This window comes from Sorangium sp. So ce321 (assembly GCF_051530195.1).
Classification (GTDB): Bacteria; Myxococcota_A; Polyangia; order Polyangiales; family Polyangiaceae; genus Sorangium.
On record NZ_CP150329.1, the window covers coordinates 5,410,428 to 5,424,074 of the forward strand.

The following is a 13,647-nucleotide window of genomic DNA, read 5'->3' on the forward strand; positions in this document are numbered from 1 at the left end:
CGCCGGGCCTGGAGCTCGATGACGACTAAGGCAGCGTCGGAGTGGTCCAGTCTCTCCACTCTGACAGGTTGCCGGTCGCCCTGCTCGCCGCCGAGATGGTGCCAGAGCTGCTTCCAGTCTTCGTCAAGAACTTGCGGATGTTCTGCCGCAGGGGCTCGTTCCACTCGGGGCGCTGCGCGCAATGAGAGCCGTCCGCCACCGCCGAGATATAGGAGATGTTGCTCCCTGCCCCCAGCGCCTTGTACACCTCTGCGCCGGCCAGAGCGGCCACGTGCGCAGACTTGGGACCGAGGTTCGCGATGTGCGGATTATCCATGATGAAGAGGCCACGCGGCGCGACCATGGCCACCACTTCATGCGTGTCCAGAGGCAGCGACGTGACCCTGCTGGTGAACGAATTGAACGCGTCGCCCAGCCAGTAGGTCTCGCCGTAGGCGCTGCTCGGGCTCTGGGCTCCTTCCCCGGGGATCCCGCGCCAGATCGGGACGCCACCGCTGCCAGACTCGATCGGCAGGGTCAGGGCGATGCGCTGGTCGAAGGCGCCGATCGTGAATGCCCCTTTGCCGAAGCGGGAGCACCCCGAGACCCCGACGGAATCTGCTTTGAGGATGGTACCGCCCGATTGCTCGAGGACATCGAGGATCCGGCTGACGCCCCAGGACCACGCGGCCAGGAGGCCCGTGGTGCTGTTCGAGCCGTAGATGTCGTAGAACGCCCCTCGCTTGGCGCTCCGCGACCCGGATTCGGCTCCAACCGCGTAGGGATCGTAGTTGATGATGGCGACGCCTTCGCCCTTGACGAGGCTGGTGTTCAACGGGAACCCGAGGAAGCCTCCCCCCAGGCCGACGATCGCGGGGTAGGGACCCGAGCCGGTCGTGGGCAGCTCGACGCTGGCAGTGAAGCTGGTTCTCTTGCCTTGATGAGACACGTTGACAGTGATGCTGGTCCTGGAGACGGTCCCCGTGACACTCTCAGGCTTCGGCGGCTTCGTGCCGTAGATGTACTTCTCGGCTTGCTTCTTGATCTCTTGCCTTCGGCAGCGCCAGTCGGCCTTGGCGGCGATGCGCGTCCCGTCGAGCTTCTTGAACGGGTCGGGCAGCTTGGCGATGGCGGGGAGAGACCCAGCCTCCGGCAGGCTGGAGACCGCACAATCGGTCCCCTGATCCTCCACGAAGGTCCCGCCCGAGCCGCCTCCGCCGCCCGAGCCGCCCGAGCCGCCCGAGCCACCCGCGCCGCCCGAGCCGCCTGCGCCGCCCGCGCCACCTGCGCCGCCCGCGCCACCTGCGCCGCCCGCGCCGCCTGCGCCGCCTGTCCCTGAGCTGCTCGAGGTGCTGCTGGAGCTGCTCGAAGTGCTGCTGCTGGAGCTGCTCGCCGTGCTGCTCGAGCTGCTGGAGCTGCTCGACGCGCTCGACCCGCCGCTGCCGTTGACCGACACCAGCGAAGGCCTCCCGGTGCCGTTCGCGCAGAAGCCCCAGCTCGTCGACGCGCCCGCGCCCAGCGCGCCGTTGTAGGTCTCGTTGGCCGCGCTCAGCTGTCCGCCCGACGGCGTGACCCGCGCGCCCCACGAGTTGCTCACCGTGGAGCCATTGAGCGCGACGACCATCCCCCAGGCCGTGGTCCGGCTGGTGCTCGTGTTCTTCACGGTGACGTTCGCGCAGTAGCCACTACCCCACTGCGACTGAAGTACCAGCTCCGCCGACATGGTGCCGTCCGGGCTGCTCAGCCCGGAGTCCAGCATGTCGATGTCCTCGTCCTCGATGTACTCACCGGTGCACGCCGTCAGGCTGCACGCGAGCGAAGCAGAGATGTAGCCAAGCAAGCGAGTGATGCGCATTCAGGTTCTCCATGTTCGGACCGTTTGAGCCGCGGGCATCCTCTCAAGAAGGGGATGTGAACCAGCGAGACGCCTGCGAGCTCTCCCGTTCCATCGGTTAGAGATCAAGATTCCCGGCCAGCGTGCTTTTGATCACGGTTGCACCCGCGGACCTGTGCCGACCACATGCCTGGCATGGATGATGTTTGTCGGAGCGATACTCACATCGCGGATACCCTGCGAGATGAGGCCGGGCATCAGAGGAAGCAAGAGCAGCTCGGACGCGCAGCCGCAAGAAGCGAGGCATCCCGGCAGTAACCTCACCCCGAGTCGGCAGCGCCCGGCCGGAAACGGCCCAGGTCGCCAAGGGGGATTGGACCATTTATGCAGATGCGTGCCGGAAGGCAAGGCTCTTTTATTTCTCACAGATGTTTCGACGTGAAGCTTGCCGTGAAGCGTACAGCCACATTCCTCCCTTGCGGTGAAGCTCCACGAAGAATCGCACTGGACCGTCGGGGTGACCTTGTACAGCACCTCTGCATGACGATGCCTGGGGACCCCGGACCCTGCCGCATCTCTCGGCCGCCGAGCCCGCCGATGCGTGGCGGATCCACCATGAGACCACGTGGATCTCGCCCCACATACCGGGCTCGATCATGTGGCTCTCTCCGTGTTTCCTTGGCCGGAATCCCCGTCCCGGGGGACAGGGAAAGCCGTAGCCTCACCGAGGGCGCAACGTGCCGGGATGCTCGAGGCATGTCGTGCGCTGCGTCTCCGCGGCTCGGCATGCTCATGCTCGAACCGGTCCTGCCGCGTCTTCCTCCATAGGGAACACCGGACCGCAGCGCGACCCCATGAGACATTCCCGGTGCAGGGTGCCTTGATCACGTGCTTGCAGATGCAGCTCGCGTTTCTTACGGTTCAGGCGCTGAGCCCGACCCTGAATGCAGGCCTGTTGAACACTTCGCGCACTGTCGCAAGAGGGGCGGTCTCGACGATGTGCAACGCGGCTTGACAGCCGACCTCGGCTTGCGGGTCGGGGCGCGGGCGGGTGCAGGATGCGCGGACACGTCGACGATGCCGGCCCTCGTCCGAGCCTCGTGCTGCGTTGCGTCATGCCGCGGTGGGGCCCCTCCGCCAGCCGTGGGCGCAGCGGTGGCCACGCGACTCACCGCGATCGCGGACGGGCCCGCACGCGCCGCGCGTCGTGCAGGAACTGGAGCTGCTCTTCGAGAGCGCTCCACACGGCGGCAATGCGCGGCACGTGGCGCAGGCTGCGGGGTGTGACGAGCCAGAGCTCGAGCACTGGACCTGCGGGTAGACCCAGATCGAGCTCCACCAGGTCGGCGTCCAGATCGAGCGCGCTGCACGGCAAGACGGCGGCGCCGAGACCCGCACGCACGGCCTCGATCTGGGCGATGTAGCTGCTCACGACGAGCCTGGGGGCCTTCTTCACGTGCCGCCTCTGGTAGTCCTCCTCGACGGTGGGGATGCGGCCCAGATCGACGCCGACCCAGTCGAGCTCGTCGCGGCTCTTCTCCGAGAGCTTGCGGTGGACGACAGGCACCGTGGGCAGGGTGACGATGCGCGCGGCCACCAGATCGCCGCTCGTCGGCCGGAAGAAGCGCACGGCTATCTCGGCCTCACGATGGCCGAGCTCCGCCGCTTCGTAGCTTGTCAGCAGGTGGACCGACACGCGCGGGTGCTTCTCGGCGAGCACCGGGAGAACGCGCGGAATGACGCCGTGCACGGCGATCGACTCGGTGAGCGCCAGGCGAACCAGGCCCTCGACCTCCTTCTCGTGGCCATTCGCCTCGCGCACGAGCTGGTCGGCGCCGGCCTCCATCGCCTCGACATGGCGGCGGAGCCGCTCGCCGAGCGGGGTGAGCATCGAGCCTCCCGGTAGCCGATCAAACACCGCCACCCGGAGCTTCCGTTCGAAGGCGGCCATGCGCCGGCTCACGGTCGATTGCTCGACTCCGAGCTTGCGGGCGGCGGCCGAGAAGCTGCCGGTGCGCGCCACCTCCAGGAAGAGGCGCAGATCGGCCCAGTCCACGTCGGCGGGCGGCACGCCAGCGCGCGGGGGGGCGGGAGAGCGAGCCATGCACCCACGCATGGCACGCCTGCTCAAATCCGTCTACCCAGATGCCGCTGCATGGCCAAGATCGACGCATGCACCTCGTCATCCAAGGTCACCCAGCTCCCGACAGCCTGAGCGACTCGCTCGCTCGGGCCTACGCCAGCGGCCTCGAGAGAGGCGGAGCCCGCGTCGAGCACCTGGCCCTGCGTTCGCTCACCTTCGATCCGCACCTGCGCGCCGGCTTCACCGGTCGACAGGAGCTCGAGCCAGACCTCCTCCAGGCCCGGACCGCCATCGAGCGCTCGGACCACGTGGCGTGGTTCTTTCCCACCTGGTGGGCGGGGCCGCCTGCGCTCATCAAGGGCTTCATCGACCGCACCTTCTTGCCCGGCTGGTCGTTCGCCTATCGAAAGCGAAGCGCGCTGCCCGAGGGGTTGCTCGCCGGTCGCAGCGCGCGCGTCGTGACGACGATGGATAGCCCGAGCTGGTGGTACCGCTTCTGGCACCGACGCTCCGTTCACGCTTCGTTCGTCAACGCAACGCTGCGCTTCGTCGGTTTCGGGCCTGTCCGCGAGACCACCTATTTCAATCAGAACACCCGAACCCCGGTGCAGCGAGCGACCTGGCTCCGGGAAATGGAGCGCATCGGCGAGCGGGACGCGCGACAATCTCGTGTCAGATCCGGCTGATATACCGGTCGCGACTCAGGAGGGCTGAAGCTACGCTGAGCGGCGATAGACGATCTGGCCGCCGGTCTTCGACAGCGCGTGAGCGAACCCGAGCTCCAGGGTCGAGCGGGTGGTGACGCTCCCGAGGTCCACGCCCTCCTCCACCATCAGGCGCGCCGCCGCCGGCGTGATGCCGACGAGCACGACCTCGGCCCCGAGCAGCCGCGCCGACCGCGCCGCGCGCAGGAGGTGCTCCACCGACGCGGCGTCGACGACCGCCATCCCCGTGACGTCGACCAGCACCACGCGCGCCTGGCGCTCGGTGATGTCCTGCAGCATCGACTCGATGAAGCGGCCGGACCGCTGCGCGTCCATCGTCCCGACGATCGGCATCACGAGGATGCTCCGCGCGATGGGCACGACCGGGCTGGAGAGCTCGCGGATCGTGCCGAGCAGCGACTCCTGCTGCCGGTTCGCCTGCTCGAGCTCGAACGTCCGCTCCGTGATCCGGCGGACGAGCCGCGCGTTCTCGATCGCCACGGCCATCGTGTCGACGACGCGCTCGATCGTCGTGAGATCGTCGAGCGAGCACGCCGCAGGGCGCCCGCTCTCCAGGACCAGGACGCCGAAGGCGGACCCGCCCGCGAGGAGCGGGACGCCGACCAGGGTGTGCACCCCGCGCCCGCGCGCCTCGACGACATCGGGCGCGTCGTGGAGCTCGCTCGCGTGCGTGTCGAGCGTGTCGACGACGATCGGCCGGGCGGTGCCCAGCACCCGCCCGACCATCGACCGCGCGTCGAGGGGGGCTCGCTCCTCGCGGAAACTGTCTTCCCCCGCGTTCACGCCGACGAAGAGGAGATCCATCGCGCGGCTCTCGTGGGGGAGCTGCTGCCGCCGCTTTGCCGCCTTGCGGTTCGTGTCCAGGGCGAGGTAGTCGGAGAGGGGGAGCGACCAGGGCGTGCGCTCGAGGGTCACGACGTCGAGGCCCGTGTCGATGAAGCGCAGCGCGGACCGTCCCCCGGAGACGGCGCGCGTGGGCAGCCCGGCCAGGGCCGCCTCGACGCCCTTCGAGAGCATGTCGTGGAGCAGCCGCACCGCGCGGTAGCCCATCTCGTGCTCGCGCTGGACCAGGGCCGCGTGGATGGTCCCTTCCCGGAGCATCGCGAGCGTCTCCGTGAGGAGATCGAAGGCGACGATCTTGAGCTCCCCGGCCCGCCCCAGCGCCCTCGCGGCCGTACCCCACGACAGGCCGTTCTCGGCGCAGACGCCGAGGGCGCCTGCGATCCCTCCGGCCTGCACGGCCTCCCGGGCGATCCGCATCCCGAGCTCGATGTCGAACCGGTCCTCGGCCGGCGGCTGCAGGTCGAGGCGCGCGCCGGAGACCGTCGCGCGGAACGCCTCGATGCGCTCGCGGCTGTTGTTGGCGCTGAGCCAGAACGTCAGCGCGCCGACCTTGCCTCCGCCCGGGAGCAGCCGGGCCATCATCTCCGCGGCGAGCCGCCCCGCCGCCACGTTGTCGGTGCCGACGTAGGCTTGAGCGCGGCTGCCCTCGACGGGCGGCGTGTCGATCGTGACCACCGGGATCCCGGCCTCCACCGCCCGACGGATCGCCGGCTCGAGGACCTCCGGGTCGAGCGGCGCCACCGCGATGCCGTGCACGCGCCGGTCGATGCCTTCCTCGATGAGCCCGCGCTGCTCGACGGCGCTGCCGGCGGGGGCGTTGCGGACATCCACGTGGATGCCGTGGCCGCGCCCCGCGACGAGGGCGCCGTCACGGATGTTGTTCCAGAACGCCACCGACGCCCGCTGTGGGACGTGGTAGATGCGGACCTCGCGGGCCTCGGCGTCGCCGCGCGAGCCCCCGGAGGGGGCGTCGCTCAGCAGGACGAGGTGCGCGGAGCGCCACTGGGGCCTGAGCTGCACGCTCTTGAGCCCCTTCGAGATCGTCTCGACGAGCTCATGCGGGCTGTTCTGCGCGGCCACCGCGCTCAGCACCGCCTCGAGCACGCGCACCTCCTGGGCCGACCGCGCCTGAGCGTTGTAGAGCTCTCGCCGCTCCAGCGCCGCGCCGGCGCTCTCGGCCAGCGCGCGGAGCCGCGCCCAGCGCTCGCCGGAAGGCGCCTGGTCGTCCGGCTGCTCGACGGCGAGCACGCCGATCGTCCGTCCCTGCACGCGCACCGGGGTGAGGGCCACGATGGCGCCCGCGGGCACGAGGTGCAGCGCCGACGCGCCCGGCAGGTGCTCGCGGTACCAGTCGGCGGCCGCCATGACCCGGGTGCTGTCCGCGGCGTCGAGCGTCGCGATCGTGGTGGCCCGCCCCGCGTCGCCGACGACCTCCAGCGGGCTCGTCAGCACGCCAGCGAGGCCGACAGAGGCCCTGTAGACCAGCTGCTCCCCGTCCCGGACCAGGAGGCTCCCGCGCCGCGCGGAGGGCAGGGTGCCCACGGCATCCATCACGATACGATGCAGGGTTGCGTGAAGATCGAGACCGGTGACCATGCGCCTTGCGTTCCCGCAGCCCACCCCGATGACGGCGCGGGCCCACGCCAGCAGGCGTGATCGAACGGCACCTTGTCAAGGGGGTGACCGAGACGCTTCGCGCGCGGCTCACCTCCTCCGCCCGGCGTCTCCCGCGCAGACATCGAGCCACGCAGGTGATCTGCGACCCTCATCGGTCCTGCGCGGTCGCTGAGCCGCCGGCGGCCGAGGCCCATGTGCGAGCGCGTGCTTCTGCGCAATCCACCATCGCCGGTGCCGCGCAGCGATGTGGCTGGCGACATGATTGTCGGCCATCATGTCCACGTGTTGTATGTCCGCCACGTGCCGGGCCCGCCGCTTTCGGCGCACGTCGCCGAGCTCTGGTACCTCTCGGCTGCTCCGCCTCGCGCGGCCGAGCGCATCCTGCCCTCCGGTACGCTCCAGCTGGTCGTCAACCTCGACGAGGACGAGCTTCGCATCTACGACGGCCCCACCATTCGACGCTGCTCCGGTGTCGTCGTGTCGGGCGCTTACCAGTCCTCCTTCGGCGTCGACACACGCGAGCACGCGTCGATGGTCGGGGTCCACTTCCGCCCCGGCGGCGCGTGGCCGTTCCTCGGCGCGCCGCCCGGCGCGCTGACCGACGCGCACGCCGACCTCGCGGAGCTCTGGGGGCTGCGCGCGGCGGAGCTCCGCGAGCGCCTGTGCGCGGCGCCGGAGCCGCGCGCTCGCTTCGCGCTGCTCGAGCGCGCGCTGCTCGACCGCCTCTCGAAGGCGCGCCCGGGTCATCCCCTGGTGCCGCACGCGATCGCGGCGCTCGAGGGCGGCGAAAGGCGCGTCGCCGACGTCGCGGCCGCGCTCGGCATCAGCCACCGCCGGCTCATCGACGTGTTCACCGCCGAGACCGGCCTCGCCCCGAAGGCCTTCGCTCGGATCACACGCTTTCGGCGGGCGCTTTCGCAGGCCGAGCGGGAGCGCGAGCCGGACTGGGCCCGGCTGGCTGCCACGTCAGGGTTCTGCGATCAATCGCACCTGATCCGCGAGTTCGTGGCCCTCTCCGGCGATTCGCCGACCGCGCTCATCGCCCGGTCCTCCCGCGAACGTGTCAAGTTGCACCACATCGCCATCGCCGCGTCAGCCGCGCCGGAGGGGGCGCGGGGAAGGGGCCGGCAGCACGCGCGACCTCGAGGTGTCCTGATCCGATGACCGCGAAGGATCGGCGCGGTGCCCGGACGTACTGCAGCGCGACAGGCGACGAGCCCTGCCGCTTCCAATGCGTCCAAGACCGGGTCGCCCGCCGGGGGTAGACGTGGGTCATGACGCAACGGACGCAATGCTCGCTCCAAGTCGATCCGCAGCCGGCCGCACGGCCGCGCGAGACCGCCAGGGTGGATACCCGGATCGGCTTTCACGAGGAAACGATGCTTCCCGATTGCGGCGGTGGGGGTGGGGCGGGCAACGGCCACAGGGGAGCGATCGAGATCGTCAGCAGCGACGAGACGTCGGTGGTCGTGAAGGTGCGCGGCGTCGGGGATGACCACTGGCCGGTCGACGGCGATCACACGATCCCGTTCTGCGGCGATTAGGCCGACCTGGGCAGGGGTACCGGCATCACCTGCCGGGGCGGAGGTGACCGGTGGAGAACGGCCTCCGCCTCGCCGCAGTCGAGCCGAACGCCCGGATCGCCCGCGCGCTTCAGGAAGGCGCCCGGTGTGAGCCCGACGAGCTCCCGGAAGTCGGCGATGAGGTGCGCCTGGTCGTAATAGCCCGCGTCTGCGGCGATGCGTGCCCAGTCCTTCGAGGTCGCCGCCATCCGCACGGCACGCTGCAGGCGAACGGTCCGCGCGAACTCCTTCGGCCCGATGCCGACGCTCTCGGTGAAGGCGCGGCGAAGGTGCCGCGCCGTGACGCCAAGCTGCTCCGCCACGCTCTCCACCCGGACCTCGTCCCCTTCGAGCAAGCGAACCGCGCGGCGAGCGAGCCGCGCCGACGCTGGCTCGGATGTCTGGTGGGTACGAAGGGCGATCGCCTTGGAGAGTCGGTCAAGCACCTCCGGCAGGCTTCGCGCCGCAAGGAGCTCGAGGCAGAGGTCGCCGCCCGAACGGCCCCAGATGTCTTCCAGCGGGACGATCCGGTCCGTCAGCGCGTTCGCTGCCACGCCCAGCAGCGGCGCCGACCAGCCTGGCTTGAACTGGAGCATCACCGCCCGCGCGACGCCGGTCGCGTCCTTGAACAGCGCCCGCGTCCGCGGGCCAGCGACGGTCACATCCCCTCTCCGACCCCCGTCGATCACTCGGACAACAAGGGTCGTTCTTCCGTCGGGCAGCCGTTCAACGTGGCATGCGCGCCCGGCGACTGGCACGAAAGTGCGGACGTCCTCGACGAAGCGGGAGAGCGAGGACGTCATGGCGGCAGAATCCATCGTGCGCGGCACCCTCGTAGTCTAGCGCGTCCGCTGCGGTCGCTCAAGCCAGGGCGGAAGGACGATGAAAATGTCCGGTCCTTCCAATCGGAGGGCGGGGGCGGGATGTACGAAGGCGGTGGAGGTACACCATGAGCAACCGAGATTTCTCGGACCAGGTCGTTGTTGTCACCGGGGCGAGCGGGGGTGTCGGCGCTGCGGCCGCCGAGGAGCTCGCGCGGCGTGGCGCGTCGGTCGTGCTGGCCGCGCGCCGCGCCGGCCCGCTCGGCGAGGTGGTCAAGCGCTGTGGGGACCAGGCCCACGCCGTCGTCGCCGACGTGACGAAGCGCGCCGACGTACAGCGCATCTTCGACGAGGCAGTCGCCAAGTTCGGTCGCGTCGACATCTGGATCAACAACGTGGGTCGAGGCATGGGCCGCCCCCTGCTCGAGATCACCGACGACGATATAGACGCGATGATCCGCGACAACATGAAGTCGGCGCTCTACGGCATGCAGGTCGTGACGCCGCACCTCCAGGCCCGCGGCACGGGCGCGATCGTGAACGTGTCGTCGCTCCTCGGCCGCACCCCACTACCTCCGCGCGCCGCCTACGCCGCGGCAAAATCCGCGATGATGTCGCTCTCGGAGGCGTTCCGCATCGAGCTTTCGGGCTCGCACCCCGATATCCGCGTGGTGGTCGTCTACCCCGGCCGGATCGCGACCGACTTCGGTCAGAACGCGCTGGGGCAGCGCACGGCTGATAGCGTGAAGCTCCCCGCTGAGGTCCTCGCCGCCATCGGCGGCGCGACGCAGACGGCGGAGGAGGTCGCGCATGTGCTGTGCGACGCGGCCCTGAGCGGCCGCGGGGACGTCTATACGCAGCCGGACGCGTTCGCGCGCGTGCGGGCGTACATGGAGAAGCAGCCAGGTTGAGGCAGCATCATGAGCAAACCGACTCCCGGGTGGAATCCAGAGAAGCAAAGGTGGCCGAGATCACGTTTCGCGATGAGGTGAGGCCGCGCTGAGCCCTCCTCTCCACCGAGCCCACAGCGAGGCTGGTTACAGCTCACCTGCGCGTACACCGTGCAACGCGGACCCAGGACGGAGAGGGGGCGCGTCGCCCCCGCGCGGCCCCGTCTCCTCTTGACAAGGTGCCGCTCGATCGCGCCTTCTGACGTGAGCCCTCGCCGTCGTCGGGGTAGGTCGCGGGCGGAGGTGTATGATCACCGGTCTGGATCTCTTCGCAACGCTCCATCGCATCGTGAAGGAGGCAATGGGCATCCTGCCCTCCGCGCAGCGCGGGATCCTGCTGACGCGGGACGGAGAGCGGCTGGTCCACAGGCTCTCTGTCGGCCTCGACGGCGTGCTCGCGAATCCGCCGCGTCTCTTCGCCGATGCGGGGCCGTCCACCGAGCTCTCGATGCTCGATTCCGCGGACAGCGCTCGCGTCGTCGCGGCCGCCGCGTGGTACCGAGCGCACCTGCCGGGCGAGCCAGCGCTGCATTTCGTGCCCGCGGGCGCGGCCGTGGTCCTCATCCCGGTGCGGGCGCAGGGACAGACGTTGGGCGTGCTCGCCGTCGAGCAGCAGGACGGGCAGGCGCCTTCGGACGAGCGCTGGGCGCGGCTCCTCTCGCTGGCCGACCGCGCCGGCGCGGCGCTGGAGCGGCGAAAGCTCTACGACGACAAGGCCCAGTCGGCGCAGGAGATCCGCGTGCTGGAGGCGGTGCTGAACGCCGTGTCAGCGCGGACCAGCCCGCACGAGCTCGTGGAGATGATCTCGAAAGGCATCAAGAGCGTGCAGGTCAGGCCGCAGTGGAGCTCGGTGCACCTCGTCCTGCTGAGCGACGCCCCCCGCGGGGGCTCCGCCTCGCGCGGCGGCGCCACGGCTCCGGAGACCCGCAGCTACTACGTCCCGCGGCGACCGCCGGTGGCGTACTGGAACAACATCCGTGACGGCGCCCTCACCGCGGGGCGCGGCCTCGGCATCGACATGGACGTCCGCAGCGCCAGCATCATCAGCGGCGGCGCCCCCGCCGACATCGCCCAGCGCGAGCTCGTCGACGAGGGCATCGACCGGGGAGTCCACGGCATCATCGTGACGCCGATGAACCCGGAGCTCATCGAGCCGGCGATCCGGCGCGCGGCGGCGGCCGGGATCCCGGTGGTCACGATCGATACGCCGCCCGTCGACGGCAGCAGCGCTCTGGCCTACGTCGGCACCGACAACGCGGCGGCGGGGCGGATCGCGGGGGAGTTGCTGGCGCGGCTGCTCCCGGACGGAGGCAAGATCGGTGTTCAGACGTACTCCGTCGCATCCATCCACAGCACGGAGCGCATCGCGGGGTTCCAGGCGGCGCTCTCCGGCACGCCCCTCGACGTGCAGCCGCCGACAGAGGACCTGCACGATCTGCCTGCCGCGATGCGGTTCGTCCGGGAGGCAGTCGAGGACCAAGGCGTCGCCGGCGCCTTCGGCGTCTGCGCGGCGAATGGCCCGTTCTGGGGGGGGGCCGCCAGGGAGCTGGGACGGGAGGGGAAGCTCAAGGTCATCGCCTTCGATCTCATCATGGACACGATCGCGATGCTCAGGGAGGGCACCATCCACGCGGCCATCGTCCAGCGCGAGCACGACATGGGCTATCGCTCGGTGCAGTTGCTCCACGACATCGTGTCGAACGGCGCCGAGGCGACCCTTGCCGGGCTGCCAGCACGCGCGGCCGCCGGGGAAGGGCACGCGCTGCGCTTCATCGACACCGGCGTCGACGTCGTGACGATCGAGAACACGCCGTGGTCCATCGCTCTCTCGGATTACCTGACGCTGGACGCGACCCGCAGGGCGACGAAGCGGCGGCGCCGGTTGAACCGGGCCGGCCGCCCGCTCGAGTTCCTCGTCGCCGGCATGAACGTGGGGGAACAGGACTTCCGCGAGGAGCGCGCCCCTCTCGAGGCGGGGTCGCTGGTGGAGCGCGTGCTGAGCACCGCCGGATCGATCATCGTCGACACGCACGCGAGCGAGCTCCACGGCGCGCCCGACGTCGTCGAGGCGCGCGGGCGCGGGGTGCACACCCTGGTCGGCGTCCCGCTCCTCGCGGGCGGGACCCCCTTCGGCGTCCTCGTCCTGGAGAGCGAGCGCCGGGCGGCGTGCTCGCTCGAGGAGGTCGCGCTCCTCGAGCGTGTCGCCGACACGGTAGCCGTGGCGGTCGAGAATGCAGAGCTCGTCAACCGGATCACCGAGCGGACCCATGAGCTCGAGCAGGCGAACCGGCAGCAGGAGTCGCTGCTCGACACGATCCGCGAGCTCTCCAGCCCGGTCGTGCCCATCGCGCGGAACATCCTGGTGATGCCCGTCATCGGGACGATGGACGCGCAGCGGTCCGCCCGCTTCATCGAGTCGATGCTGCAGGACATCACCGAGCGTCAAGCGCGCGTGGTGCTGGTCGACGTCACGGGGATGGCGGCCGTCGACGCCGCCTCGGCGGAGCACCTCCTGCGGGCGGCGCGGGCGGCGCGGCTGCTCGGCGCCGAGCTCGTGCTCGTCGGCATCACGGCGGCGACGGCGCGGCTGATGGTGGAGGAGGGCGTGGACCTCGGGAGCGTCGTCACGCGCTCGACCCTGGAGCTCGGGTTCACCTACGCGCTGTCGAAGACCGGCGGCCAGATCGTCTACCGCCGCGCATCGTAGCCTCAGGTCCCGTCTGTTCCGCCTGACGACGCCATCAAATCGTCCACGAACCGGCGCATCAGGCGCACCAGATCGCCGAGGTCTTCCTCGCTCCACTTGGCGAGGATAGGGGCCGCAATCCTCTGGCGCGCGGCGTCCAAGGCGTCCGTCATCTGCCGCCCCTTGTCGGTGATCACCGCCTCATGGATGCGACGATCGGCTGGGCTTGGCCGACGCTCGATCAGCCCCAGGGTCTCGAGCTTTGCGACCTGGCGGCTGACGGTCGTGTAGTCGCGCCCGGCTCGCTCCGAGAGCTCGACCACGCCGATCGGCCCGAAGCGCTCGATCCCCACCAGCAGCGGAAAGAGGGCTCGATCCAGGGAGATGCCCGCCTCCGCGAGCAGCGCCAGATCGCGCTGCGGCTGATTCATGAAGGCGATCAGATCGACCATGGCTCCGTGGAGCTCGCGGACCCTCTTTTTTGCAATGCGTGTATTTTGCACAAATTCTCTTGACGCTTCGGGGGGTGTGACTATATGCATAGTAC

The 13,647-nt window shown here is 70.1% G+C and carries 11 protein-coding genes; 6 read left to right on the forward strand and 5 right to left on the reverse strand.

Annotated elements, in window-relative coordinates; all coding sequences use genetic code 11:
* Positions 1-25 precede the first annotated feature (25 nt).
* Together WME89_RS19900 and WME89_RS19905 are read right to left on the reverse strand one after the other, a co-directional pair.
* The gene (locus tag WME89_RS19900; protein WP_438010699.1) at positions 26-1,834 is read right to left on the reverse strand and encodes a glucuronyl esterase domain-containing protein; all 1,809 of its coding nucleotides are present in this window, start codon (positions 1,832-1,834) and stop codon (positions 26-28) included.
* A 1,147-nt stretch (positions 1,835-2,981) separates the two neighbouring features.
* A complete protein-coding gene (locus WME89_RS19905) occupies positions 2,982-3,917 on the reverse strand; it encodes a LysR family transcriptional regulator (protein ID WP_438010700.1) in 936 nt (311 codons plus the stop codon).
* A gap of 41 nt (positions 3,918-3,958) precedes the next feature.
* On the opposite strand from WME89_RS19905, the gene WME89_RS19910 reads away from it, so the two are divergent.
* On the forward strand, positions 3,959-4,582 hold the full coding sequence (locus WME89_RS19910; protein WP_438010701.1) for an NAD(P)H-dependent oxidoreductase: 624 nt from the start codon (positions 3,959-3,961) through the stop codon (positions 4,580-4,582).
* Between the two features lie 30 nt (positions 4,583-4,612).
* Here WME89_RS19910 and WME89_RS19915 read toward each other — a convergent pair whose 3' ends face one another.
* The gene (locus WME89_RS19915) at positions 4,613-6,484 is read right to left on the reverse strand and encodes a substrate-binding domain-containing protein (RefSeq protein WP_438011950.1); all 1,872 of its coding nucleotides are present in this window, start codon (positions 6,482-6,484) and stop codon (positions 4,613-4,615) included.
* Between WME89_RS19915 and WME89_RS19920 the strand changes: the two genes are divergently transcribed.
* The 3 genes from WME89_RS19920 (at position 6,377) to WME89_RS19930 (ending at position 8,625) form a co-directional block, all read left to right on the forward strand.
* Positions 6,377-7,120, forward strand: a complete 744-nt coding sequence (locus WME89_RS19920; RefSeq protein WP_438011951.1) for a PAS domain-containing protein — start codon at positions 6,377-6,379, stop codon at positions 7,118-7,120. The genes WME89_RS19915 and WME89_RS19920 overlap by 108 nt on opposite strands.
* A 219-nt stretch (positions 7,121-7,339) precedes the next feature.
* Positions 7,340-8,245 carry an AraC family transcriptional regulator gene (locus WME89_RS19925; RefSeq protein WP_438010702.1) on the forward strand — a complete coding sequence of 302 codons (906 nt, stop codon included), beginning with the start codon at positions 7,340-7,342 and terminating at the stop codon, positions 8,243-8,245.
* Between the two features lie 215 nt (positions 8,246-8,460).
* Positions 8,461-8,625 (forward strand): hypothetical protein, encoded by a 165-nt coding sequence (locus WME89_RS19930; protein ID WP_438010703.1) that lies wholly within the window; start codon positions 8,461-8,463, stop codon positions 8,623-8,625.
* On the opposite strand, the gene WME89_RS19935 is transcribed toward WME89_RS19930, so the two are convergent.
* On the reverse strand, positions 8,622-9,305 hold the full coding sequence (locus WME89_RS19935) for a helix-turn-helix domain-containing protein (protein ID WP_438010704.1): 684 nt from the start codon (positions 9,303-9,305) through the stop codon (positions 8,622-8,624). The genes WME89_RS19930 and WME89_RS19935 overlap by 4 nt on opposite strands.
* Before the next feature lie 287 nt (positions 9,306-9,592).
* Here WME89_RS19935 and WME89_RS19940 point away from each other — a divergent pair, with 287 nt between their 5' ends.
* Both WME89_RS19940 and WME89_RS19945 read left to right on the forward strand, forming a co-directional pair.
* Positions 9,593-10,375: an SDR family NAD(P)-dependent oxidoreductase gene (locus tag WME89_RS19940; RefSeq protein ID WP_438010705.1), complete on the forward strand. Its 783-nt coding sequence runs from the start codon at positions 9,593-9,595 to the stop codon at positions 10,373-10,375.
* 286 nt (positions 10,376-10,661) lie between these two features.
* A complete protein-coding gene (locus WME89_RS19945; protein ID WP_438010706.1) occupies positions 10,662-13,121 on the forward strand; it encodes a substrate-binding domain-containing protein in 2,460 nt (819 codons plus the stop codon).
* Between the two features lie 2 nt (positions 13,122-13,123).
* Here the strand turns inward: WME89_RS19945 and WME89_RS19950 are convergent, their stop codons facing one another.
* Positions 13,124-13,642, reverse strand: a complete 519-nt coding sequence (locus WME89_RS19950; protein ID WP_438010707.1) for a MarR family winged helix-turn-helix transcriptional regulator — start codon at positions 13,640-13,642, stop codon at positions 13,124-13,126.
* Positions 13,643-13,647: the final 5 nt, after the last annotated feature.